Source organism: Priestia sp. JNUCC 25, assembly GCF_053667915.1.
This window is the reverse complement of the sequence record NZ_JBSJYE010000007.1, coordinates 21,996-47,248: the sequence shown is the minus strand read 5'-3', so window position 1 is coordinate 47,248 and position 25,253 is coordinate 21,996. Positions and strand designations below refer to the sequence as shown.

18 protein-coding genes are annotated in these 25,253 nt (G+C 33.7%); 11 read left to right on the top strand and 7 right to left on the bottom strand.

What is annotated here, in order from left to right; translation table 11 throughout:
• Positions 1-9 precede the first annotated feature (9 nt).
• Together JNUCC25_RS28950 and JNUCC25_RS28945 are read right to left on the bottom strand one after the other, a co-directional pair.
• The gene (locus JNUCC25_RS28950; RefSeq protein ID WP_454223566.1) at positions 10-5,643 is read right to left on the bottom strand and encodes a DNRLRE domain-containing protein; all 5,634 of its coding nucleotides are present in this window, start codon (positions 5,641-5,643) and stop codon (positions 10-12) included.
• 15 nt (positions 5,644-5,658) lie between these two features.
• Positions 5,659-7,668, bottom strand: coding sequence for a family 10 glycosylhydrolase (locus JNUCC25_RS28945; protein WP_454223565.1), 2,010 nt, complete (start codon positions 7,666-7,668; stop codon positions 5,659-5,661).
• Positions 7,669-8,128: 460 nt separating this feature from the next.
• Here JNUCC25_RS28945 and JNUCC25_RS28940 point away from each other — a divergent pair, with 460 nt between their 5' ends.
• The 8 genes from JNUCC25_RS28940 (at position 8,129) to JNUCC25_RS28905 (ending at position 15,528) form a co-directional block, all read left to right on the top strand.
• The gene (locus JNUCC25_RS28940; protein ID WP_454223564.1) at positions 8,129-9,334 is read left to right on the top strand and encodes a hypothetical protein; all 1,206 of its coding nucleotides are present in this window, start codon (positions 8,129-8,131) and stop codon (positions 9,332-9,334) included.
• A 156-nt stretch (positions 9,335-9,490) separates the two neighbouring features.
• Positions 9,491-9,988, top strand: a complete 498-nt coding sequence (locus tag JNUCC25_RS28935) for a hypothetical protein (RefSeq protein ID WP_454223563.1) — start codon at positions 9,491-9,493, stop codon at positions 9,986-9,988.
• Positions 9,989-10,599: 611 nt separating this feature from the next.
• Complete coding sequence (locus JNUCC25_RS28930; protein ID WP_454223562.1) at positions 10,600-11,226, top strand: cell wall hydrolase; 627 nt, start codon at positions 10,600-10,602, stop codon at positions 11,224-11,226.
• 370 nt (positions 11,227-11,596) lie between these two features.
• Positions 11,597-11,896, top strand: coding sequence for a hypothetical protein (locus tag JNUCC25_RS28925; RefSeq protein WP_454223561.1), 300 nt, complete (start codon positions 11,597-11,599; stop codon positions 11,894-11,896).
• 12 nt (positions 11,897-11,908) lie between these two features.
• Positions 11,909-12,343 (top strand): hypothetical protein, encoded by a 435-nt coding sequence (locus JNUCC25_RS28920; RefSeq protein WP_454223560.1) that lies wholly within the window; start codon positions 11,909-11,911, stop codon positions 12,341-12,343.
• On the top strand, positions 12,246-13,043 hold the full coding sequence (locus JNUCC25_RS28915; RefSeq protein WP_454223559.1) for an FtsK/SpoIIIE domain-containing protein: 798 nt from the start codon (positions 12,246-12,248) through the stop codon (positions 13,041-13,043). The genes JNUCC25_RS28920 and JNUCC25_RS28915 overlap by 98 nt, the downstream gene beginning before the upstream one ends.
• Positions 13,040-13,735: a hypothetical protein gene (locus tag JNUCC25_RS28910; protein WP_454223558.1), complete on the top strand. Its 696-nt coding sequence runs from the start codon at positions 13,040-13,042 to the stop codon at positions 13,733-13,735. Before JNUCC25_RS28915 ends, JNUCC25_RS28910 begins: the two co-directional genes overlap by 4 nt.
• Positions 13,736-13,974: 239 nt before the next feature.
• Positions 13,975-15,528, top strand: coding sequence for a hypothetical protein (locus tag JNUCC25_RS28905; RefSeq protein ID WP_454223557.1), 1,554 nt, complete (start codon positions 13,975-13,977; stop codon positions 15,526-15,528).
• 25 nt (positions 15,529-15,553) lie between these two features.
• Here the strand turns inward: JNUCC25_RS28905 and JNUCC25_RS28900 are convergent, their stop codons facing one another.
• The 5 genes from JNUCC25_RS28900 to JNUCC25_RS28880 form a co-directional block, all read right to left on the bottom strand.
• Positions 15,554-15,775 (bottom strand): helix-turn-helix domain-containing protein, encoded by a 222-nt coding sequence (locus JNUCC25_RS28900; RefSeq protein WP_057243309.1) that lies wholly within the window; start codon positions 15,773-15,775, stop codon positions 15,554-15,556.
• Positions 15,776-16,118: 343 nt separating this feature from the next.
• Positions 16,119-16,328 (bottom strand): hypothetical protein, encoded by a 210-nt coding sequence (locus JNUCC25_RS28895; RefSeq protein ID WP_454223556.1) that lies wholly within the window; start codon positions 16,326-16,328, stop codon positions 16,119-16,121.
• 28 nt (positions 16,329-16,356) lie between these two features.
• Positions 16,357-16,725, bottom strand: a complete 369-nt coding sequence (locus JNUCC25_RS28890) for a winged helix-turn-helix domain-containing protein (RefSeq protein ID WP_454223601.1) — start codon at positions 16,723-16,725, stop codon at positions 16,357-16,359.
• 1,153 nt (positions 16,726-17,878) lie between these two features.
• Entirely contained in the window at positions 17,879-18,625 is a 747-nt protein-coding gene (locus JNUCC25_RS28885; RefSeq protein WP_454223600.1) for a plasmid stabilization protein, read from the bottom strand.
• Between the two features lie 107 nt (positions 18,626-18,732).
• Positions 18,733-20,019 (bottom strand): replication protein, encoded by a 1,287-nt coding sequence (locus JNUCC25_RS28880; RefSeq protein WP_454223599.1) that lies wholly within the window; start codon positions 20,017-20,019, stop codon positions 18,733-18,735.
• 1,609 nt (positions 20,020-21,628) lie between these two features.
• Between JNUCC25_RS28880 and JNUCC25_RS28875 the strand changes: the two genes are divergently transcribed.
• The 3 genes from JNUCC25_RS28875 to JNUCC25_RS28865 all read left to right on the top strand — a co-directional run bounded on the left by JNUCC25_RS28875 (position 21,629) and on the right by JNUCC25_RS28865 (position 25,242).
• A complete protein-coding gene (locus JNUCC25_RS28875) occupies positions 21,629-21,817 on the top strand; it encodes a hypothetical protein (RefSeq protein WP_454223598.1) in 189 nt (62 codons plus the stop codon).
• Positions 21,818-22,819: 1,002 nt separating this feature from the next.
• Positions 22,820-24,061: an MFS transporter gene (locus JNUCC25_RS28870; protein ID WP_454223597.1), complete on the top strand. Its 1,242-nt coding sequence runs from the start codon at positions 22,820-22,822 to the stop codon at positions 24,059-24,061.
• Positions 24,062-24,171: 110 nt separating this feature from the next.
• Positions 24,172-25,242 carry a threonine aldolase family protein gene (locus tag JNUCC25_RS28865; RefSeq protein ID WP_454223596.1) on the top strand — a complete coding sequence of 357 codons (1,071 nt, stop codon included), beginning with the start codon at positions 24,172-24,174 and terminating at the stop codon, positions 25,240-25,242.
• Positions 25,243-25,253 lie beyond the last annotated feature (11 nt).

Sequence of the window (25,253 nt, the reverse complement as noted above, 5' to 3'; positions counted from 1 at the left end):
TCTTAATAATTATTTCTTTTTCTTTTTCTTGTTATAACTATTCCAGCCTTTTGCAAAACCCGTACCAAACGCAATTATATCTGGTATTGAGGCCGCAACTCCTCCTAAGGCCAGTGAAACTCCTTTTCTAGCCAGTGCTTTAATGGCTTGTCTTTTTGCACTTTTAATTAAAGCTTTGGAAGAACCAGTTTTGTAAATTTGGTGACGTCCAGGTATTAGGGATTTTTGATAATGTTTTTGAGCAAAATTAGCTAGGGTAAGACCCCCACCTACTGCCCCCATTATTTTTTCCACAAGTGAATAAGCATTTTGCCAACCTATATACCCAGCAAGCACAGATTCAATTCCCTTCTTTAAAGCATAACGAAATCTAGCGCTTTCTCCATCAGGATCAGTCATCATAATAGGATTATTATCAGCGTATACATATCCATTCTGAGAAATAGGATTACTTTTATCTCCTAGCAAAGGATCAAGAGTTAAAAATCTCCCAGTTTGAGGATTATAGTAACGATGCTGTAAATAATAAAAATTTGTTTCTGAATCATAACGATAACCAGCATATCGAAAAGGAACTTCAGATGCAAATGTACCCGATTCTTTTGTAGTGTTGCCCCAAGAGTCGTAGGTAAACGAAGCAACTACTGCTCCACTTTCATCCGTAACTGAAGTAATATCCCCACGAGCGTTCGAATGAAAAGTATATGTTTTCCCGTTCTTTGTCATTGTCAAAGGATGATTGTTTTCATCGTATACATAATAAGCTAGGACGTTATTTGAATTATCTGTTTCGGATATAACATTATTGTCCTGATCATAGGCATAATAAATAGTTGTTGAACCAATGGTTTTGCTAACTCGAAGGCCAGCTGAATTATAATTGTACTTAGCAATTGAAACATTTCCATCTTTAACTTCAATAAGACGATCTTCAGCATCATAAATATACTGCCTTTTACCATCATTTATTAAGTTTCCACTTTTATCATTTTCAATGGCTGTTCCATTAACTTTTGTAAGCTGATTCGCTGCATTATATGAATACGTATCAGTTTGAACATTTGAGCCCTTTGTTACCTTTCTCGTAAGGCGATTTCCCACTGCATCATAGGTATAGTTATAAGTATCTCCATTTGGCTGAATCTCTTTAATCAACTGGCCACTTTTGTCATATGTGAATTGAGTTGTTCCATTAGGTGTTTCTTCTGTCAACTGATTTCCTTTGTCGTCATAAGTATAGTCATACGATTCAATTGATGAACCACTTGCATTTGTTGTTAACAAATGTAAAAGTTGACCAGCTCCATCATAATCATAAAGGGTAGAAGTTCCATTTTTATTTTTTTGGCTTGCTAATCGATCCTCTTCTGTAAATGTAAAGGAAGTATCCGTATTCCCACTAGTAATACGTGTTAATTGATTGTTTTTATCTACTACACGGCTAGTTGTATTTGAAATAGTTCCTGATAAAAATATACTAGTAATCAGATTTCCATTTGTATCATAATTGTAGGTATATTTTCTACCTGTTGAATCTGTTTTTTCCTTTAATTTATCATCCGCATCATATACGTAGTTGGTCGTTACTCCAGATAAGATATCTTTTTCACTTGTAAGATTTCCATTTGCATCATACGTATATTCATAGCGTTTTACTCCATTATAAGAAGTGGCCGTCTTACGGTTTACATTATCATAAGCATTTTCAACTACACTTCCATTTGGAGATTGAGTTTTAATTAGATTTCCTAAGATATCATAATCATAAGTAATACTTTGACCTAGCGCATCTTTTAGTGATGTAATATTACTTCTCTCATCATACATAGAAGATGTCTTGTTTCCATTTGCATCAATAGTCGCTGTATGATTGCCTCCCTTATCATATTCGTAAGTAGTTGTTTTTCCATTTTCATCCGTAACTTCTGTAAGTTGATCATTTGCATCATATTTATATGCGCGAGTATCGTTTCCAATTGTTTGCCCTGTTACGTTACCGACCTCGTCATAAGATTTCCAAACTGTATTTCCAGTAGCATCAGTTTGATTTATAACATTATTACCGCCCACATCGTAACTATATTTTGTACGAATAGAACCAAGTTGGGCTTTTGCAGCGTCAAACCATGCTGTACCGGTTTGGTCTTTATACTGGTAATAGACAGTTAATGATTTAAAATCTTTTGTAGTAGCAAAGCGTAAAGAATTATGTTGCCAATCATGTGATTTACTATTATCAAAATCTCCATTTACCCACTGGGTTGTACCATCTGTGTAATTAATAGCTACGTCCATTTGATATACACCAGCAGATTTAGTTGGTGAATCAACTTTTGAGTAACCAGATACTGTAACTTCTTGCCCTGATTTACCTTTAACATTTAATTCTTGGCGAACAAATTTATCTACTCCACGTTTACCTGTCAATTTAATAGATTGGTTGCCTGAATAAGCTGTTGTTTTATCAATACCATCAGCTGACGTCAAAGTACCTGGGAAATACCAATTATCGGGTACTCCATCATTATTCGAATCAATTTCAAAATTACCATTATCAATTAAATTAAAAGCTCCATAATATTCTTCTTCAATTTGAAGTCCATCAAAATAGAAATCCCCAGCACCTTGATTGACATATGCTTTCAAGGTCATACGGGTTGTAGTAGCTGGTAGATCTCCTGGATTAATAACAAAGTGAATGCGTTCAACGTTACTTGTTCCTGAGAGTACCGGACTACTCACGGTTCCTGTCATCTTCCCCGTAGAATCTCCACCAGTAATTGTTAACTTTGCATTAGACTTTGCGTTTGTTGTTTTCATATAACCACTGACAACATATTTTTTCTGAGGGTTATATGAAACAGAATCACTTTCTACAGCTACAGCCGTTGATGGGTTGGAAATTTTTAACTGTTTTGATCCTAAATTAGCATTTTGAACAGATGCTCCATTACTATCATAAGTAAAAGTACCTGAACCTATTTTCTTCCATCCATCAGGCCAATTGTCATTATTTGAGTCCTGTTCAAAACTTCCATTAAAGAGAAGATTGTCGCCGATACTCACTGAAGTTGTATCTTCTATCAGATTTCCCTTGTTGTCATATTTAGCAGCTGAGGATTTAGTTGCTGCATCAATAGAAGCAGTATTGTTATCTTGGTCATCATATTCTTCCAATGATACATTTCCTTTTGCATCCTGATACTCAATTGGATTATTATTTTCATCATATGAATAAGTTTCTTTCTCATTAAGAGGGTTAGAAAATGTCAAAACATTCCCTTTATTATCATACGTATAATCATATGTTGCATTATTGCCATTTTTATTTGCGTTTTCATCTTTTTCTTGAATTAAATTATTTTGGTCATCATAATTATATGTTTTTGTATAATTAAATCCTCCTACATCTTCAACAGACTTAATTACATTTCCATATGCATTATGAGTATAATCGGTTTTTACACCTTTTGAATCAGTTACTGTCGTTACACTAGTAGATCCATTATAAGATAGCGTAAAATAATCATTTACCATGGATCCCTGAACTGTAACAGGCATCTCTTGCTTTACAAGTCGATTGTCTGTGTCGTAAGTCATTGCCATTTTTTTGCCTCTTTCATCTGTAAAAGAGGTCATTTGATGACTACTGTTATATCCATATGAGATAGTAAATACGTTACTACCTAATTTATCGAATTTAGAAAATTCCGTTAAGTTTCCGTTAGTGTCATAAGAGTATTTATATTTTCTGTTTGATGGATCTGAAATAGAATTTATTTTTCCATTGGTCCCATAATCAATGTCTAACTCTCTACCAGAAGAGTTTACAACTGTGATTAATCGTCCACCACTATATGTGTAAGTAGTCTTATTGCTATTTGAGTCTGTTTCAGCAATCATTTTTCCTGTTGTATCAAAGGTAATAGAAGAGTTGTCACTATCTGTAAGCATAAAGGTACCATCTGAATTTTTTTCTAACTCCAGGTAAACACCTCCGGGTGAATCATATCCACCAGACGAGTTTTTAGTAAAATAATGTTCTGTTCCATCTTCGTCCCGATATAAAATCAGATCATCTGTATTAAAGGTAAGGTTTTGATCTAAGTTTGAACTCCATCCATACCCAAAAATCCCACTTGAAGTAGAGCGACTATTATATGTTCTGTTTACTGTTAACGGTAAACCATGTCCCTCAATATTAATATCCGTTTCTTGGGTGAAAAAGTTCCCATTGTAGGTGTTTACATTTGAATTAGATGTTGTCCAGTAGCTTTCTACTCCAATTGGATCAATTGTATAAGCAACTGTTAGCTTTGGTTTTTTAGATGTATCCGCAGAATAGTCACTTGAACGGAACATTTTACGATCTGATGTTTCATCTGTATTTTTTAACATAATACCATAGTTGGCTTTTTTACCACTATACCAATCCTTTACGAGATTAGTAGTGTAAAAAGTGTAATCTCCATCTGTAGAAACGTTTTGATTGGATATTACAGCATCAGTAGTTGGTTGGTTACTCCAGTTGACACTATTAGAGTTCCAAGACTTCGTAATTGGATACACACTAACATTTGCTTGTTTCTCAAAACCACTTGTATTTGAATGTGAACTTACTGTAACTTTGGCTGATGTTATCTTAGCCCCACTTAACAAGTTTTTTAAATTAAATTTAACTAATGAACGTGTTGTTCCATAATAAACTTGTTTACCTGTAATTAGAGAAGGATCTGTATAATAATTACTATTAGGATACGTAGATGAAATAAATGTATCAGCTGTATTTCCATCTTGTACATCAACAGTTGGGTCAATAACAACAGGATATTTACGTTCTGAAGAGTTCAGCCACTTTTCATTGGCTATTACATCTACATATGTTTTACCTTTTTCTTCACGAAGTTCCATTGAAACATCATGAGAAATAGCCTCTGCAGAATCATACATGAAAGGCTTTGAGAGAATATAAAATGTTTTACCTTTTTTATTTTCAAAAACAATATTGCCTTCTTTATCTTTTTTTGCTACTAGATTCTTTAATTTAAACTCATATGTGAATTTATTTTTCTCGGTATTCTTGTTAAGGATAAGTGCTTCTTTAACAGCATTATTATCCACTTGGAAATTTAAATCTGTATCTTGAAAAACTCCAGGATAAGTCATACTGTTGTCTTTTGCTACCCCTTGAACCTTGTTAGCACCAACAATCCCAAATGAAAGTTGTTGATCCTTTAACTTAATTCTAAGAGTTCGGTTATCTTTACTCTTTTTTGAGAACTTTACTTTAAATCGATTTGATTTGTTTTCTAAAGAAAGGTCTTGATCGTCGGATTCTGATTTTCCATTAACAATTGTATTATTAATATCTTCCCATTCATTTCCCTGTTTATAATGAATTGGTTCCGTATATTCCTCATATATATATTGGTTCTTTTCATTATCTAGGTAAGTCTTTGAGTTTTCAGTCCTTAATTGAGGTAGTTCTTCTAATTCTTGTGTATTTTTAATTGGTTCTTCATTTTCTTTCTTTGTTTCTGCGTGTACATTTAAGATAGGAAGAACGGTAATAAACAAAGTGAAAACTATCGACCACACTATAGATTTAAATAGTTTTCCTTTTATACTACTTTTGATAAGCAATAATAAAACCTCCACTTAATCTAGTAAAATTTTTGTTACTTCTCCTGCTTTGATTGAAACTGGATATAATTTTGAATTTACTTCAATGTTATAAGTTCCTGGATTTAAGTTTGTTACCTCAAAATCTCCACTTCCATCGGTATATACCTGATAGGTCCTGGACCCATTAATTTCTATTAATTGATGGTCTGAATTAGGTAAACTACCATAAAGATGACCCGTAGTGGGAGAAAGCTTCCATTGTAAGTCTGGTGGAGAAGCATAGTTTGAAAATGGTGAATTTGAACTGTAGCTAGAAATTTTGCTTAATGAATTGTAAAACTCATCATTCGCAATATCATCTTTATTGGTAACAGCATAACTATAAAGACTTGTTCCACCTAATATATTTCCAGACAAAGAAGGTGATTCTGCCTTTTGAATTTGAGCCATACTATCCCCAATGGAATTTAGATAATTCCCTACTCCGGATAAAGTCATTCTTTTCCCTTGATTGTTCTTCTCCCATTCAATCCAGTTTTCATAAGAAGTTTTTTGAGTTGAGTCATATTCTCTAAAATAATTCATAGGTACTGCCAAATCGATTGATCCTTCTTCTAGCCAACTTCTCCAATCTTGTAATGCATCATTCATTGTTGAAGAACTATTCCATTCGTCCATTGTCCTCGGGCCATTTCCCCAGGCAATGGTTGCAGCAGAAACAGTGACAGAAGGTTTTATACTTTGGACAGATACGTAAACTTTTCGAACCATGTTATTAACTTGTTCCCGGCGCCATTGTTTCCATAAAGCATCATTTGGTTGAGGTAAACCTGATTTTCCATACGCTTTATTAAAACGTTGAACACTTACATCGTTATAACCCCACTCTTGCCCCATATACCTTATAAGATCCATTTGAACGCCATCTACGTCATAGTTTTTTACTACATTCGTGATGACATCTCTTGTAAAATTCACAGCTTCAGGATGTCCAGGATCTATTACGTATTCAGAGCCATTTTGATAACTTCCTGTATAGGTCTTACTTAGCCAGTTCTCTTCACTAGGTTGACTCATACCGTGTGCATTAAATATATGTTTTGGATCCTTAGGTGGTGTTGATTTATTCCATATTGGGGTCATAGCAAACCATGCATGTACTTGGATTCTAGGATGAGCTGCATGAGCCTTTTGAATTAAATCTTCCAATGGGTCATAGTTGCTTTGTAAGGTAGAATCTTCAGTCTTTGGCTCTAAAGATTTACTGTAAAAAGCATCTCCACGTCGTCTCACTTGAAGAAAAATAGTATTGATATTGCCTTTTTGCGCATCTTTTATTAGTTGGTCTACCTGATCAGATGTTTTTGCACCGTCGTGAAACATATCTACCCAAAGTGCCCGATATTCTCTTTTAGAGTCATTAGGAACAGAATATGTAATAGTCAACTTAGGTTTTAAATCTGCTGATGTGTAGTCATTTGAATAAAAGATTTTAGTTGCTTGAGTCTCATCACGAAATTGAACACTAATCCCATTATTAGCAGTACCGTTATACCAGTTTTTAACTTGATTTGTCATATAAAATTCATACCAAGACGGCTTTTGCACTGTTGCATTTGATACACTGCTTCCTACTGTAGGCTTATTGCCCCAATTAAGTGAAGAAGCATTCCAAGTTCCTGTCACTGGTCTGATATCTACCACAGCCTGAGTTGTCGTGTTGTAATACTGGTAAAGACTAAGCTTTGCTGAAGTTACAATTGCGCCTTCAGGAAGGTTAGGCAGTTTAAACTTTAGAAATGAGCGTGTAGCACCAAAATTTTCATGCTTGCCATTAACTAAATATTTACTAGAAGAATAATTATCAGATGGGTACTGGCTACTAATAAATGAATCTTCTAAATCTTGATCAGTGCTCGTCCACGTTTCAGTTTTAGTTGTTATATCTGCTTTTGCTTCTAAAGGGTTAGATACTAAAATAAAAATTAGACATAAAAAGAGATAACACAATAAAGAATTAAACGTAGAAATTCGTAGGCTCATATCGTTACCCTCTTATTTCATTTTTTGCTTAGGTAATAGTGTTGAAGGTTGCTTCCACAATTAAGAAATATCAAAGGGGATTTTTTATAATTTCTTTCGTAGCAAATCGCTGATTAAACTTTTTAAATGCAAATAATAAGATAGAATTTCTCTTTTAAATTAGACCTTGAGAAACATTCGTGATTCTTAAATTCTCAAAAATCTTCAAAATTAGATATTTCGTTTCTTATAAACCACTCCTTTTTTAGCCCACTATGCATTTCCTTATATTACATACTCCAACAAAATTCACCCATTTTGTAATGATAATGTAATATTTTTAACACTTCAACATGTTTTTGTAGTACTATGTATATGCTCAACGAAAAGAATGGATTTAAAAATGGTAATAAAATCACCATTAAATCCTATAATCATTGGGATAAGAACGTCTAAAAAAGGAAATAAAAAGGTGAGAAAAATGAGGAAAAAAATATTTTTTGGGGGAATTGTTGGATTTTTTGCATTTATTTTTCAATTTGTTTCTCCCCAAAATAGTCAGGTCGTAACTGCTGAAAGTGAGATAAGTACTCTAGAGGGTACTTCTACTCTTTCATCAGAAGATTTAAAAGTTATTTTTAATCGCCTTTATGAACAAGGAGTTCAATTAGGTGAAGAAGATGGATACAACGAAAAGCGCTATCAGAACCTTAGCGATAATCAATTTTCTAATCATACTTCTGAGGAAACAGAATGGCTCACGTTAGGTTACACAATAGGGTATGAAAACGGAAGAAGAAAGAAACAAGAAGAGGCTCTAACCTTGAATGCAAAAGAAAAGAGTTCAGGGGAACAAGAAGGATATAAACAAGGGCTAGAAGATTATAAAAATGCTACGGTTGCCTATTCTCCTCCTCAAACCCCTGCAAAGTCAAAGGAGTGGAACGAAGGATTTTCAATTGGCTATACCAAAGGTATTGATATTATGAACTTGTCCGTCAAAGCTAAAAAAGATGGACAAATACAAGGAAGAGAACAAGAAACTTTGAATATTCCAGTTCTTTATAATGCAGATGAAATTACAAGAAAAGCATATGAAGAAGGATTTCAAAATGGTCACCAAGAGCAAATGAAAAAAGAGAATAAGCAATTTGAGCAAGAAGGATATAAACAAGGATATGCTTTAAAAGATCTATCTGTTCCTACAGATTTATCCTCTGAGTTAGCAGCATCTTATGAAAAAGGATACACCGAAGGTAATAAACAACGCCATAAAGATGTAGAACAAGAAGGTTTTAACGCAGCCTTTACATATACAACTTACCATAGTCCTTCTGCGTACCGTACCAATACAAGGTTAATAGAATCTTATAAAGAAGGATTTCAATCTAATAAAGTGGCGAATCAGTTGAGAAAAGACGCATATGAAGAAGGTTGGAAATTAGGCAATACGATGAACATTCCATCTAAGCTCAAACATAATAAATCTGCTATTCAGATGTATGAAAAATATTATGTATTAGGGCAGAAAAAGCAAAAACAAACCGTTACAGAAATTCTAATGGGAATTCTGATAGTTGTTGGTGTTGTAGGTATGTATATGACATTTACACGTAGAAAAGCTAAAGAAACTCATGTTTCCCATGATGATCATGAAGGAGTAGCCTTGCATGAAAAATTATCTTGATGTACAAGAAGGAAAAAATAGTTGGAAACGTTACTTAAGCACAACTGTTCTAGCTTCTGCCTTTATAATTATGGGTTCTATCGTCGTCATATAGGTGATGAAAGCACTGAAGTCTATATGTCTAATAATTCTAGAAAATGAGGCAGAGGTAAACGTATGAATAAAACAGAAAGAATTCTTGGATCTAAAGGAATTATTCAAGAATACGAAGGATTAAGGTTTTTTTATAACGAAACTCAAAAGGAAATAGAGAAATTAAAAGCAGAACAACAACAGCTTCTGATTAAAACAATAAAAAAGTTGCAACCTGAACTGGAATGGTTACGAAAACATAATTATTATTTTATTCATCCAGCATTGGGTGATCTAAAGTCTACAAAGGGTCCAATTTTAGGCTTAACAAAAGAAAAGCAATTTGTTTATATATATGATATTCAAGAGCAAAGTCTAATAAAATGCGATACTCATGATGAATTTAAAACTTATACTATAAGTGCTTTAGATATTATTAATTCGGATCTCTTCATGGATGCAATGGAAGGTGTTTTATACACCAGGGAGTTATTAAATGAATATAACAACCGAATTAGTACAATATATTCTAATTTAAAAGCCGACCTTGACAATTATACCCGTATTTTTAATGATTTGTGACAATAAGTATTAAGTAAAATAGGGAATCTCCTATACAAAGAAGTTTTTTCACAATTAAAATCTGTTGCTGAGTTTAAAATAATATATACCAATGATGTAAAAAGGTAAGGCTAGTAATATTAGGCTTAACGAAGGAAACTCAAAAACGTAAAAAAAATAAGATATAAGAATCATCTTTTTGTATATTTTAGATAGAAACGGTACTTATAGTTGTGTTATAATATTCCTGGTATACAAAGCGAAAAATTCATTTTTTCCTTTGTGAAAAGGAACGGTATAAATATATACTGTTCCTTTTTTTGTTTTGGATGTAATTTAGCTTTTTAAAACAACGGACTGTCTTTCGTATGGTTTACTAACTAGGACTTTTAACACTGGTCGAATCCCATATTAGCGTTAAAATTAATCAACATGTTCCTAATATTGGATTTAATTCTATAAAAAACTAAATTTAGCTTTTTCGATTTAGGTTAGTACATATACTTCTAGCTTTCATTCTGGATTTATCTGCCTCTAAAATATAAACAGTACTATATAAAGTAGTACAAATATTTATATCTTATGGGATGAAGGCTGGTTTTTCATAAATATTTAGATAAAGGAGAAATTACATGCACTTTCTAAAAAAACTAACAGTAGGAACTTTTGGTATTTTCCTAGCAGGTACCTTATATACTCAGTCTCCTACATATGCTTCTGTTTCATTACAAACAACTAGTCATAAACAAGAAATAACTTCATTGCAACAGCAACTAGTCAATATGGGATATCTGCACGTACAACCAACAGGACAGTACGGTCTGTTAACTCAAGAAGCCGTTAAGAATTTCCAACGCGATACGGGTCTTATGCAAGATGGAGTTGTCGGACCGGGTACGTATACACAAATAAATAATGTAGAAAAAATGGCTCATGTAGTTTACGGAGAGGCACGAGGAGAAATCTATGAGGGACAAGTAGCTGTAGCAGCTGTCGTTCTAAATCGAGCTAAAAGTCCAGGCTTTCCACAGAGTGTATCTAATGTTATTAGTCAAAAAAATGCGTTCACAGCCGTAAATGATGGACAATACTCTTTGACACCAAACCAATCTGCGTATCGAGCAACAATAGATGCGTTTAAAGGCTGGGATCCTACTGATGGAGCAGTCTACTATTATAATCCTACAACTGCAACAAATAAGTGGATATTTACACGTAAAGCATACAAGAGAATTGGTAGTCACGTTTTTGCTTATTAGTTTTAGATAGTAAACATACAAATGCAACAACATCTTTAGGATAATTTCCACCATATGAAACCCAATCCTTCTTACATAATTAGCTACCCCTTACCTACTTCGGTAAGGGGTCTTTGTTATTTTTCGATTGGACAGGCAAGCTTACTGCAGTAGCTACATAGTATCTAAAGAATTATTACTTCGTTACCTAATCAGTAGCTAGTTCAGTATCTTTACCGCGTTAATACAAGTTTTATACACCTAGTGAAGCCCTTTGTGGAATCTGTAAGGGAGCTGAGCCGAAGAGGCGAAGGGGGCGACCGGATGCGTCGAGCTGAAATAATTAGTATTTGAAAGGCAAAAAAATTAAACGAATGAAAGAAGGTAGCACATGAGAAAAACAAAAGGATTTACCTTTCGGAAAATCTTCTCTCCACCTCACAAACTATCTCTTACGAGACCTCGTCCCTTCAAGGCTTATTCTTTTGTTCCATTTAGTCCACTAGCCATGCTTGACCCCACCATTCTTACTATAGGAGGCATTGTCTTAGGAATTGCGATCATCGAACGAATATTAGAGCGATGGGGTGTCATCGATCTTGTTGATCAGTTCGCTAAGGTCATGCGCTTTATCTTGCCAGTTACCTTCTATAGCGCCTTGATTTACTTTTTTGTGACTTTTATGTTTTGAGGAGGAATGTGGATGTTTGAAAAATTGAAATTACGTGGCCAGTTGATTAAAGCGTTTCGTACGGCAGAGATTTACCGGACGGTTAAACGAGGAGACCGTACATCCTATCTGTTTCCGAAAATTCATCAGATTGATCATCATCATACGTACACTCGGTACGCCTTTTCCTTACTGAATGGGATCGACCCTGAGCTTTTAACGAAAAAAAGGTGGGCATTACGGCAAGTATTAGGCAGCAACATCGAAATATACGGCAGTCTGAAGAATTTCAGTATCACGGTCCATCACAAAAACCTGCCTAAGATGCTTGAATACAACTATGGAGCCATCCATAATCATATAAAAAAAAATGGAGCTCCCAGTCTGCATTGGTCAAGATATCTATGGAAACCCTGTCTCATGGGACTTTGCGGAGTTAGAAACCTTATTGATTTCTGGCGAAATTAAGGCGGGAAAAAGCAGCTTAATGCGCGTGATTCTGACCACATGGGTGAAGTATACTTCTCCCGAAGACTTACGCTTAGTCTTAGTGGACCTTAAACGAGCCGATTTGGGCTTATTTCATGGGATTGACCATGTGGATGCGCTTTGCTTTGAGGCTAAGGATATGAGAAAACCTTTTGCATTGTTACGAGCTGAAATGTATCGACGAGGTGATTTACTTTTAGAGCATGGCGTGACACATATCAGCAGGCTCCCCTTTAAGCTGCCTCGCATCGTGGTAGTCATCGATGAAATGTCCATCATAAAGAGAGAAACGGATCTCGTAGAGATGATTCAACAGTTCGCAAGTCAAGGTCGTGCGCTAGGTGTGCACACGATTATTGCGATGCAGCGTCCCGATGCCGATTTGTTGAATTCAGCATTAAAAGCAAACTTACGAGTTCGGATCTCTGGAAGGCAAGCCGATGCCACGAATGCAAAGGTGGCAGGTGTACTTGGAGCAGAAGAAATCGATGCCGCAGCCAGGGGACGCATGAAAATTAAAATTGATGAGGTCAAAGAGTTTCAAGCCTATTTCTTAGATGAAGGAGCTTGTAAGGAAATACTTTCACCTTATAAAACGCTCGTGAAAGATCCTGAACCAGAACTAGAAGTGGTATCACAGTCCATCTTTGGGTTATTAGAGAAGGAGGAGCAGCGATGAGTTTCCGGTTATCTCAGCGTGATAAAGACATCATAGCGTTTATTAATCAATTTAGAGCCGTGGATCGAGACTCTTTAGTTGACCTATTCTTTAAACAGCTTAAATCGCCTATAAATGCATGCAATAGTGTGATGGTACGTTTGTATCGATTAGGACTCATTGAACGCACACAGCAGTATTCTCCTACCGTCTATTTACCTGTGGATGCCAAAATTAAAAAGAACTCTCAAAAAATATTACATTTCCTTTCGATCTTGGATGTCTATAAACAAATGTGTACGTATAGCACACCTAAACAGGTCATTGTCGAAGATAAGCCCACCGGACGAAAAGGAGGAATTGAACCGGATCTCTTTTGTATTTTTAAAGGCTCTCCCTTTTGGATTGAAATTCAGAGAAATCAGTATTCAGAACAGAAAATGCAAGCCAAGATCAATCTCTATGAGGAGTTTTTCTTTTCGGATGAATGGAAAGCATTACATTGGCAGCCAGAGGACCGATCAGCCATCTTCCCTTCCGTTATTTTGATTACACCTGTTCGCTATGCGGTGTCTTCAGAGCATATCCGCATTATACAGGTATCAAGTATTCATGAACTTATGGAGAAATATAAAAGTCATAATAAAAACCAAAGAGAAACAAAATCAAAGACGCAGTCCTTTTCTGGTGAGATTAAAATCAACCTAACTTAGATTAAGACTGTAAAATAAAGTTCTAATTTTTATAAACGAGATTAACCGGAATTATTATAATTCCGGTTCTTTAATGTGAGAAGGCAGCTGTTTAGTGGAAAAACCACAGATTTTAATTGAATATGATGGACAACCTTATTTTCAGATGGAAAATGCTATGTAAAAGACCTTAATACCAGTAAAATGATATTATATAAAGGTTTAGTAGAAGTAACGCTTTATACTGGTAGGAGGAGAAGATGAAACTTAATAATTTATATAATTTTAAAAATGCGGTTAAGCATTTTCTTGATATTGATACCCTTGAAATACCAAAAGATTTATCTGCGTATGATATCAGAGATTTAGCTTGGGTTGATCCATTTAATTTTAGGGTTAAAAAGCAAGAAGATAAGTATCGCACCTTAAAAATGCCTAATATATTAAACTTTCTAGTCGCGTATAAGCATTTTAAGGATCTATCCAACTTTGATAATGTTCAAAACTTAGATCGTGTACATAAACGCCTATCTACAAATCTTGAAACTGGGGACTTTGTATCAGGGGAATACGATAGACAACTAGAAGAAGACTTTAACAGGCTATGCGTGTATGACCAACTACTTAAATTGGATATAAAGGAGTATTACGGAAGGATATATACGCATTTAATAGATTTTGATGAACATAACGAACAGTTTTTAACAAATATGAATGCAGGAAAAACAAACGGACTAATACTGGGTAATTACTTGTCATTATATTTTGCAGAAAGAAACTTGAAGAACATCAGTAATGATATTGAAGAAGAAATTAGAAAGTCAGGAATTGAATGTGAGTTTTCCTATTTCTCTGATGACTTTTACTTTTTCTGTAATAAGAATGATACAGGTGAAGTAATAAGGATTTTTGATAAAGTCCTAGAAGAATATGAATTAGAAAGGAATGATAACAAAAAAGAGGTTTGGACATATGAATCTTTTAATAACTACAACTTAGTTGAGAGGTACTGGAAGAAGTTAATTGCCCATTCTAAAGAGAAATTTGATAAAGAAAGGGATAATAACAAGCTTTATTTTATTAATCAACTTGTTTTTAGAGTGTCAAAGTTAAATGATGATAAGCTTAAGAAAGTCTTTATAAATAATTTTTTTAAAACAAGATACTTTAGAGAGTTAAAACTTGAAAAATATCAAGTTAAGGATTATGACTATCACCAATTATGTTTTCTTCTTACTTTATCTCCTGAGACTTTGCTATATACAGTTGATAAATTTAGTAATATGGGTAGTTTTAATAACGCCAAGTTACATAAATTTTTCCATGTTAGATATAGAGAATCACTTAAAACTGCATTTAATGAAGAACAATTATATTTTTATTATGCAATAAAGACATTTGGGTTTACGGATATTTTGGTAGAAAATAAAAGTAATGTAATCGCTACGAACAATCAGATATTAATTTCATATTACCTAAAAGATAGATATTTCGAAACAGAGGAAATTGATAAATTAAAAGAACAAGTTGATGAGAAATACTGGTTTCAAAATTATCATTTAATATTGTACTCAGATGATTTGTTAGCTGATTTAGAGAACAGCATTACAAGGTATTTAATTCCTAAAAGGATAACAAAGGAAAGACAAAAAAACTCTTATATGGAATTTTACAAGAAGAATATATTATCAGAAGTTCCAATAATCAGAGATTTTTCAGATGTTCTTAATGAAATTGAAGGATACTTAGAATTGAGAATAGAAGAAATTGAAGAAGGCTTTGAATTTGAAGATGAGGAAGACTTTCAAGATTAAGTAAAGGCACAATGGTTGTGCCTTTTTAAAAATTAAAAAAGTCCTCTATTTTAACCTTAGGATCAAGTTTCTTTAGGAGTTTCATAACTTTTTTGATCGTAGAACCTGATGGCGTATAATTGGAATCGTTATAAATCTTATGAACTGTACTTCTATCTAAATTAGTTACTTTAACTGTTTCCGTTTGAGTATAGCCCTTTTCAATTAAGTATTTTCCTAATTTACTCTTTTTAGTTATCTTAGGCATATGAACACACTCCTTTTTATAAAGGATTGACACATTCAAAAAAACTATTCGTTTTTGTGGGAAAAAAAAAGCAAAAAATTTAATTTACAGCATATAATAAACTATAAAACAAACAGTATATAAATATCGCTCATGTAAGAATTAGAATAATGTCGATATTTTTGTCATAATCATATAGCATGAATACAGTTAAGACCGCCTTATACACTAATACATAATGGGCGGTCTTTGTTATGAATATACTATGCTTTTAAACATTTTATATAAAAAGAAGAAGATCCTGTTTTCAAACAGGATCTTCTTCTTTACAACGATAAAAAACATGAACCAGTTAGATGTTTACTTAACTACTAAACCAACGTGACATAAAACCTTTTTTCTTTGTGTCCTTTTCACGTTCATTACGTTCTACGAGATTTATAACACGATCAAATTTTTCAGACATAAAGTCTAGTTGGTCTTCTTTTTCTTTGTTTTGGCGTCTTAATTCTACATTCTCATCCAATGCTTTTTGTGTTAGTTTTACTAGCTCATTAAATTCCTGTTTGCTCACTGTATTCTCTTGGATATATGTCAGTTTGTTAATAACCTGTTCGAGAAAAGGTTGTAAAGGATTCTTCTTGAACCGTTGCCGCAACTTCTTCTGATACACCATGTATCAGATCCGTATCAGTTACCTTTGAGTCTTGACCATCTATTGCAAATGCAGCCGCCTTCGCTAAACCCTCATCCTCTTCTTTAATCCTCTTAAGCATCTTGTACAGAACTAATTCATCCGCAGGACTATATAGGCGCATTCTTTTCTCGCCTTTTCTGAAAACATAACCAGCTTCCTCTAATACCCTTGAGTATTTTCTTAACGTACTTTCTGGCATATCAAATATTTTCGCTACCTCTGAGGGTTTCTTATATTTACTCTTACCTATCTCAACTTCAAAGGCATTGTCCATAAAAACCACCTCTCTCTCCTTTAATATTATCTGACGCGCATCTGATACCCTTCAATAATCGATAATTTTTTAACCTTTATTTAATAGGAGTCATATCTTCTTATTTTTTACAGGTATCAGATAGTGTGTCGTTTATGTATCAGATAATTTCAACGCATTTGTATATTTAAACACATTAAAAACAGCTCTGCAATCAATCCGCACGCTATGTATCAGATCTCACCAGATGCTTCATCCACTTATAACGCACCAGATACTTTCATCTGATATATCAGATCGTGCGTTTCATAAAATTATCTGACACGCATCTGATATCCTTCAATAATCGATAATTTTTTAACCTTATTTAAAAGGAATCAATTTTTCTTATTTTTTACAGGTATCAGATAGTCTATCCTTTATGTATCGGATGATTTCAACGCATTTATTTATTTAAACACACCAAAAACAGCTCTGTAATAAATCCGCACGCTATGTATCAGATTGTATCAGATACTTCATCTATTTATAACATATCAGATAATTCCATCTGATATATCAGATCGTGCGTTTTATAAAAAAATACAATAATCTTATCCTTTAAGTTCAATTAAAGATAAACTTAATTCTATCATTCTTCCACATGAGTTTAAAAGATTAAGAGAATCTATCATTAGATTACCTTAAGTTCAACTAGTGACCATTTTTAGTTCAATGTAGGTTCAACTCAATAGAGCATTTAACATCATCTATATTTTTTGTGAATTAAAGCGACACAAAAAAAGCTAAACAAAAAATGCCCTCCTAAAATTGAAAAACTATGATATTGTAGAATGGAATTATAAACCAAAAGGAGGGATTACATGGAAGAGTTACTAAATTATATCGATGTATATGGAGACATGATAATAAAATATGTACTTGATATCCTATAAGGTTCAATATAAAAAAAGCCGATTTTTTATACGCTAAAGAAATCGGCTTTTTTTATTCCGAAAAATGTATTATCGTATATTTTCCGCGTTTTGTTGTTGGGACCCCTAACAGCACAAGTTACTCATTCTGTCAGTTTATAAATTTTTCAATATTGATAGTGTTTCTTCTGCCTTGGATGCAGCAACACATATAGACACTGCTACGTAGTCATAAACGGTAAAGAAGCAAATTATTTCTCTTACGCATATACAACTGGTACTTTATCCATCTTCACAGTTTTGGCCACAATATAACGACGATAGCCATCTTTTAAGACCTTAGAGTCTTTCTCAATCGTTAACGGCTTGTCAAGGTGTCCTGTACGCTTCACAAATTCAATGACTTCTTCTGTTTTCACAGGGTTAGGGCGTGTCTTTAAGAAGGCTTCAGGAACGATAATGTCCTCAAAACTCACGACATCCTTTGTCCCTTTGGGCTGAATAGGTTGCTGCTTCTTTTGTGGCGCAGCCTTTTGCTCTTGTACAGGTGTTTTTTTCGCTTCTGGCTGTACAGTTTTCGCTTCTTTTGCTACGGGCTCTTGTTTTTCATCCTGCTTGGTAGCTGCAACCTCTTGTTGAGCCTTAGAAACCTCTTGTTGGGCCTCTTTCTTATCTTTTGACTCACTGGCTTCTTTATGGTTTTTATTCGGGAGAACGGTAATCTGGAAGCAGATGATACCAATTTCCCCAGGGCACTCGTCAATGGGAATATCTAACGTTGGTTCCCCTTGAATTAAGATTTTTTCATGCATAATACTCTTTTTTGTCAGTCCGGTTTTATTAAAGGCTTTCTTGGCAACAAACACGGTATACGAAATAAACGTACTCTTCTTTAACCCTTTAGGCGCAGAAGGGGAACCTTTTTCTCGCATATCAAAGGCAACGTAACGGTCATATTCTCGTAATGGTCCTGTCGCAGATCCTGTTATTGTCATTTTATGTGGCATCGTGATCTCCTCCTACATAGATTTATATATTAATTATTTAGAACTATGTTCTAAATAATAATACTCTTACTAAACATCGGCTTCTAAGGGATTTCTTCACTTTTTGATTAGGAAACTGAACCTTTTAACTGGTCCTGTTGGTGCAATAAAGCTTGTTCTTCTGGTGTTAAGGCTTGTCCTAGATCTTGTTTCAGCTGCGCCATTTCGAACGAACTGTACGTAGAACTGTGCTCTTGGAGTACGTTTTCTTCTTCTGGCGTTAGTTCTTGCCCTAAATCTTGCTTTACTTGAATCATTTCAAGCTGTTGATCCAGAGAAATAGCTGTTTCTTGTGTAGACTCTTTTTGCTCCTGTTCAGCTTTTAACCAAGCAGGAACCATTTCCTTACGGATGATATGTTTAGGCGTAAATAATGCTGCTGTTTCAGCTTTAGTATGTATGTCTGACTCAGATGATGGTTCTTCAGCATTCCCTTTTAGTAGATTCGTAAATTGATTGTAAGCAATTTGATAAACAAGACGACACATCTCATCTAGTGATAGGGGAGTACCCTTATGATTCGCCTCATGGACATATTTATCTAAGCCAACAATGGTTGTATAAGCGACTTCATGAACTTGTTCTTTCACAATCTCAATCTCTGTATCTCGTTTTACTGCTTTAGCTGCATTTTGAATACGCGCATAAAAGTCTTTTAGTTGATGACCATATTTACTTGCGTACACATTATTTACTTTTTTAGGCACACCTACGATATACGCAAATGACTGAGAAGCAGATATTAAATGATTACTTAAATGATTTTTAGGTAAATCAAGGTTAATAAAGGGGGACGATGTTTTTTCGTCCTCAAAGCTTGGTGTATCAACGTTTTCAGCACGTTCTGGACTTGTCACAGGAGTTGTCACAGGACTTGTCATTTCTTCTTGCTGAAGCGTTTGGATGTCTGTTGTGTCATGGTCAAAAAAGATCTCCTCACAAATTTGATCAAAATTCGTATGGCTTTTAAGGATAAACACATAGCTATCAGGATGAGCACCTGTCGTATCTTCTTTGATATAACGGGCCACGATCATAAACGGTGTTGCCTTTAATGATTTCACAAAACGAGAAACGGTACTTTGGGATACATCAAATTTTTGCATAAGTGTTTTTGATTGGATTGCTTGAATGCCTGTAGCAACAAGGTTATAAATCACGTAATCTAACATTTCCATCCGTTTTTTAGGGAATACTTTATGTAAGGCTACTTGTTGTTGTTTAAAGTATGTACGAAGTGTTTCTAAAAACGCTTCTTTCTTTTTACGAAGGGTCGGTTTTTCTTTCCATAACCATGTGAATCGTCCGTTGAAGGTATTTACATCTTGTAAATAGCAGGTAAAGAGCTTTGTCATTTGTTCATCTTCTCCTTTAAGGAACACAAAAAAGACACTGTCTCCCTGAAGAAAGGAAAACAATGCCGTGATTTTGATGAACTAAGCCCTTGAAATAGATGTCAATTTCATATAAAATAAAACCATAAGTTTTAAATTAAACAAAACTAACTCTATTAACAAGAGACTTCGACAAGTGTTTTTCCTACCGTAACTAGGAGGAACGGTTTAAGAGTGTGATCGCACTACTTAAACAGTTGAAGTCTTTTTTCTATCCGCACGTTTTTGTTAGTTATATTATAGCGTTAAGTCGTCTCATAATTCAATAAAAATTAGCAAAATATATCAAAACAAGTATATTTAGCTACGAGTGACCCTATATTACTGTAGGAATCACCTTTATCATATATGAGTTTTTTAGAGTAGGGGAGGGGAAAAAAGTTTCCCCTCCTCAAGCATTCTAAAGTATGTTATAATTCTACATTTTTAATAACATTAAAGATTGGGTAATCAGTATACTTTCAATGATAACGGTAATTATCTATTCTGGGTAGGGTGATTTTTTGTAGTCCTTTTTCGTGAAGAGGGTGAGAAAAGATCACCCTATGCAGCATGTTGAAAATATGATAAGAGCAACTTCTACTTCATGTAGAAGCTACTTTTTTGTTGAATTGTAAGGGGAGTAATTTTCCTATATCTTTGGCAATTTGTACATGCTTATGGGTATTGTTAACGCCAAGTTGTAACTTTTTAAGTTCTTTTTTAAATTGTTTTTCAATTCAATGGAGACAGTTCCTGTAATGGTTGTTGCATTCTATTTTTTCTTTCACTCATAACTGAATCTGATACAAATGGCAGATATAGCTTCACCAAGATATCTCATTTCGTGCTCAATTATGGGTTGTCCTGAATGGATCGGTAGATATCCTCATTGAGTGAAATCATTTGGCGTTTTTAGTCATCATCTCTATATTCTCCGATTAATTTTTTTACCGTATCATTTAAGTTTCTCAGTGAAGTCGCACAACATTTTATCGCCTTAATGTGAGCTTCAATTAAGTTTTTAAGATGTTCCTTCCAACCAGATTGTTGACTGAAAATAGCTAATGTGTGAACTAGTTTTTTTGAAAACTGCTGTCATGATTGATCATGTTTCTTTATCTACTCATCAAATTTTTTTACAATAATAGCATCAGCATTTCTTATTTTAAGTTCAATATTTTATTCAAACTTCTCAAAATAGTGGTGCTCTTTTAAAAATAGAGAGAAGAGCATAAGGGGTTTTTGCCCCCACAGGCTGTGTGGGGTTAGGCAGAGCCTAACAAAACCTTGGGTACAAGGAAATGTCTACAAGAACCCCCTCAGCGCACCCTCAAATTAAAGGGCAGTCCCTTCACCGCACCTTCAGTGATTGCAACATTTGTGTCAGGAACCCCTTCACCGACCCTTCATAGTTGATAAATGTACCCTCAAGGGTCACCTCATTTTAAGTGTTTTTTTCGCACATTCATGATCAAAAAGGCCATTTATTTTTGCTTGCAATACAGGTGATTTACGCGTGCTTTTTTATCATTTATGAATCAATTTTTATTCTATAAACGATGATTGTTTTATAAGAATGCAAGTTCACATGCCATCAATATTTATCTTTTTGATTTTTACATCAGGTTCATATGAGTTAGAAGAAAATCTTGTGAAAAAGAAAATGAAAAACTACAGAAAAGCTAATACAGAATCAAGAATCGCAATAAAAAAAGTTGCGATTCAATCCAGTGATGAAAACATTCAGCTCTATGAAGATGAACGAAAAAGTTTATAAGAGAAACTCCAAAATTTGAATGAGATGAAACAAGATTTAGCCATGAAATGAAACAAGAGGTGTCGCCACTGACTCGCCAATGTGTCGCCAGAGAGTCGCCGGATACCGTTTTTGAGTCGCCAGAGAGTCGCCACTTTGAGGGTTTCCGTGATATCACGGTTTTGCTAGGCTTTGCCTAGCCTATCACACCCTGTGATAGCAAAAAACCCTTATGCTCTTCTCTTTTTTGGAGTAGGGAACTACACTTTACAGGAGAGAAACGAATATCATGGATCTGTCCTTACGAAATATTGATCCAATTGTCGTTAAAAAAATAGAAATTATAAGATGGATTTACGTAATTTTTTGCACGGAATAATGGAGTATATTCTACAAAAAAAGAAATACAACACAAGAAATGGAACGTTAAAAAAAGAAAAAGTTTGAAGGAGAATTGAAGGCTAAGGAGTCTTCTTTTTTCAAACTAGGAAGGTAGAAGGAGGGTCGAAGCAGAAAGTAAAGCAGCGAATCATGATTTGACATCATTAACAAATACTATAGTAAACTTTCTTATTTCTACGAGGTAAAGTTAGAAATGATACGGGATCTAGCAATAGGAGAAATATGTAGGCTAGGAATACACAAAAATGTATAATACAGACATTGAAAAGCTATTTAATAAAGTTTAAGTATAACTATTAATACTCTTGATTACTGTAATACTTTTTGTTAAAATATCGTATAATACGATATTTTACAATGTATAGGAGGAAAAAATATGTTTCAGGAAAAAAATAAACCCAAAATTGTTAAAAAAGATTTTTGGTATTATTGGAATGAAATAATAAGGGCTCTCATTATTTCTAAATAAAATAAATTGTATGAAAAATAAATAAATTCCCTTTGACAGAGAGCAACCATTACGATATTATATCGTATGTAAAGATGTTTTTTGGGATTAATTTCTTTTTTTTATCCCATATATATCGCTTTGTAAGATGTATTATTAGTAAGGAGGGGGAAATGAGTAACTTATCTATTTTAAAAAACAAAACATTTTTATCTTTTTTTATTGCTTCACTTGTAACTATGTTTGGAGAAGGAATATTTAGCCTTGCTATTATTGTAATTGTTTCTAAAAATACAGGATCCGTTATGTCAATTGGATATATGCTTATATTGACAATGCTACCTTCTATATTTTTATCACCAATAATAGGAGTTTTTATTGACCGGTTCAATAAAGCGAAGATTGCATTAAGCTGTAACGTAGCTAGACTATTATTCATTGGAATGGTGCCTATTTTTAGTTACTTAGGTATATCATCTTTATTTGTTGTTTATACATCTATTTTCTTAAGTTATATTGCATGGTACATATTAAGCCCTACAGCTGAAAGTATGATTAAAGTAATGTTAGGAAAAGATGAGTATATCCAAGGTGCATCTCTTACACAAGCCGCTTGGCAAGTAGGTCTTTTAAGTTCAGCAATTCTAGCTGGACTATTACTCAAATATTTTGGGATTAATATGACTCTATTGTTGACTAGTTTTGTATATTTAATTGGAGCATTGTTATACCTTAAACTATTACGAGTATACTCTGAAGAAAATCACATTTCTAAAGGAGAAGAAAGTTACAAAGCTTATTTTAATGAAATAAAAGTAGGGTGGAAATATTTTAGTCAAAATAAAGGACTGCTATGTATCGGTATCGTTGCTTGTGTTGCAACTCCTTTCTTCAGCGCAATTAATATTTTAATTGCTCCATTTAATTCTAATATATTAAAAGGAAATGAATTTACGCTTGGACTTATAGATAGTGCAGCTGGAGTAGGAAGTTTTATTTCTGTGGCTTTTTGCTTGTGGATAGCCACGAGAAAAGGAGATGCATATTATCTAATATTATCCTTTTTTATGCTTGGAGGAATAACTGTTTTATTTAGTATGTCTACCCATTACTTAAATGCCTTTTTTCTATATATAGTGATAGGCTTTTTTATAGGGAACGTAAAGGTACTATCCAAATCTCTTGTCTATAAGTATGTAGAGAGTATGTTTGTAGGCAGGGTTATGACATTAATTTCCATGTTAGGTTTAATACTTGGTATAGCAACATCGATAACTATTGGATATATCGGTGAATATAGTATACGACAAGCTTATTACATAATAGGTATAACCTTATTAATACCTATACTACTAACAATATTTAGCTTGTTATTTTTTAAGAAACAAAAAAAAATAATAGTAGTAAGTAAATAACAATTTCTTAAATAAATCATTTTGTAATATAACTTATTTGTATTACAAAATACATTTTTGTCTGAATATTATGAAGGTAAGAAAAATAACAACTATGGAGAGTGAATTAAATGATAGATTTAAGAAGTGATACTCTAACTACACCGTCAGAGATGATGAAAAAAGTTATGTATGATGCTCAAGTTGGTGATGATTGCTATGGTGAAGATGAGAGTGTAAATATGCTTGAAGAATACTGTAAAGAATTATTTCAAGTTGAAGGTGCATTATTTGTTCCAAGTGGTACTATGTCAAATCAATTAGCCATAAAAAGTCAAGTAGATGAAGGTAATGAAATTATTACTGAAGTTAATTATCATATTTCATTTTATGAAAGTGCTTCTACTGTAATGTTAAATAGGGTAGTACCTAATACAACTAAAACAGGAGATGGTTTGTTAAGAGCCGAGATTGTTGAAGAGTTAATTAATGCAAAGCCGCGTGGTTACTTATATGCACGGCCTCAACTAGTAAGTATAGAAAATACTATTAATTATTATCAGGGTAAGGTTTTCCCATTAGATACAATTAAAGAGCTAAGAGATTTTACTAAAGATAATAATTTAAATTTACATATGGATGGTGCAAGGTTATTTAATGCCCATGTGGCAACTGGTATTCCTTTAGATTTATATGCACAAAATGTGGATACTTTTTCTGTATGCTTTGCAAAAGGACTGGGAGCTCCGTTTGGATCTATGTTGATGGGTAATGGTGAAATTATCAATACAGCTAAAAAGTATCGTAAACAATTTGGTGGTGGATTACACCAGATAGGAATGTATGCAAGAGCAGCCCAATTTGCTTTAGAGAATAACTTACAGAGATTACAAGAGGATCATAGATTAACAAAGTTATTAGCCAATAGCTTAAATGATAGCGACGGAATAAATATCAATGAGAGTGAAGTTGAAACAAATATATTATTTATCGATATAAGTGAATTGGGCATTGATTCGCAAAGATTTGCAGACATTTGTAAAGAACAGGGTTTATTAGTTTTTTCATGGCTCCCACACATAGTTCGTGTAGTTGTACATCAACATATTAGTGAATTAGATATAATTGTGGCTGCTAAGATTATTAAAGATGTTGTCAAAAAGGTGGCTAATAAAGAAACTAACAATCTAATGTATGCCTAAATATAATTAAT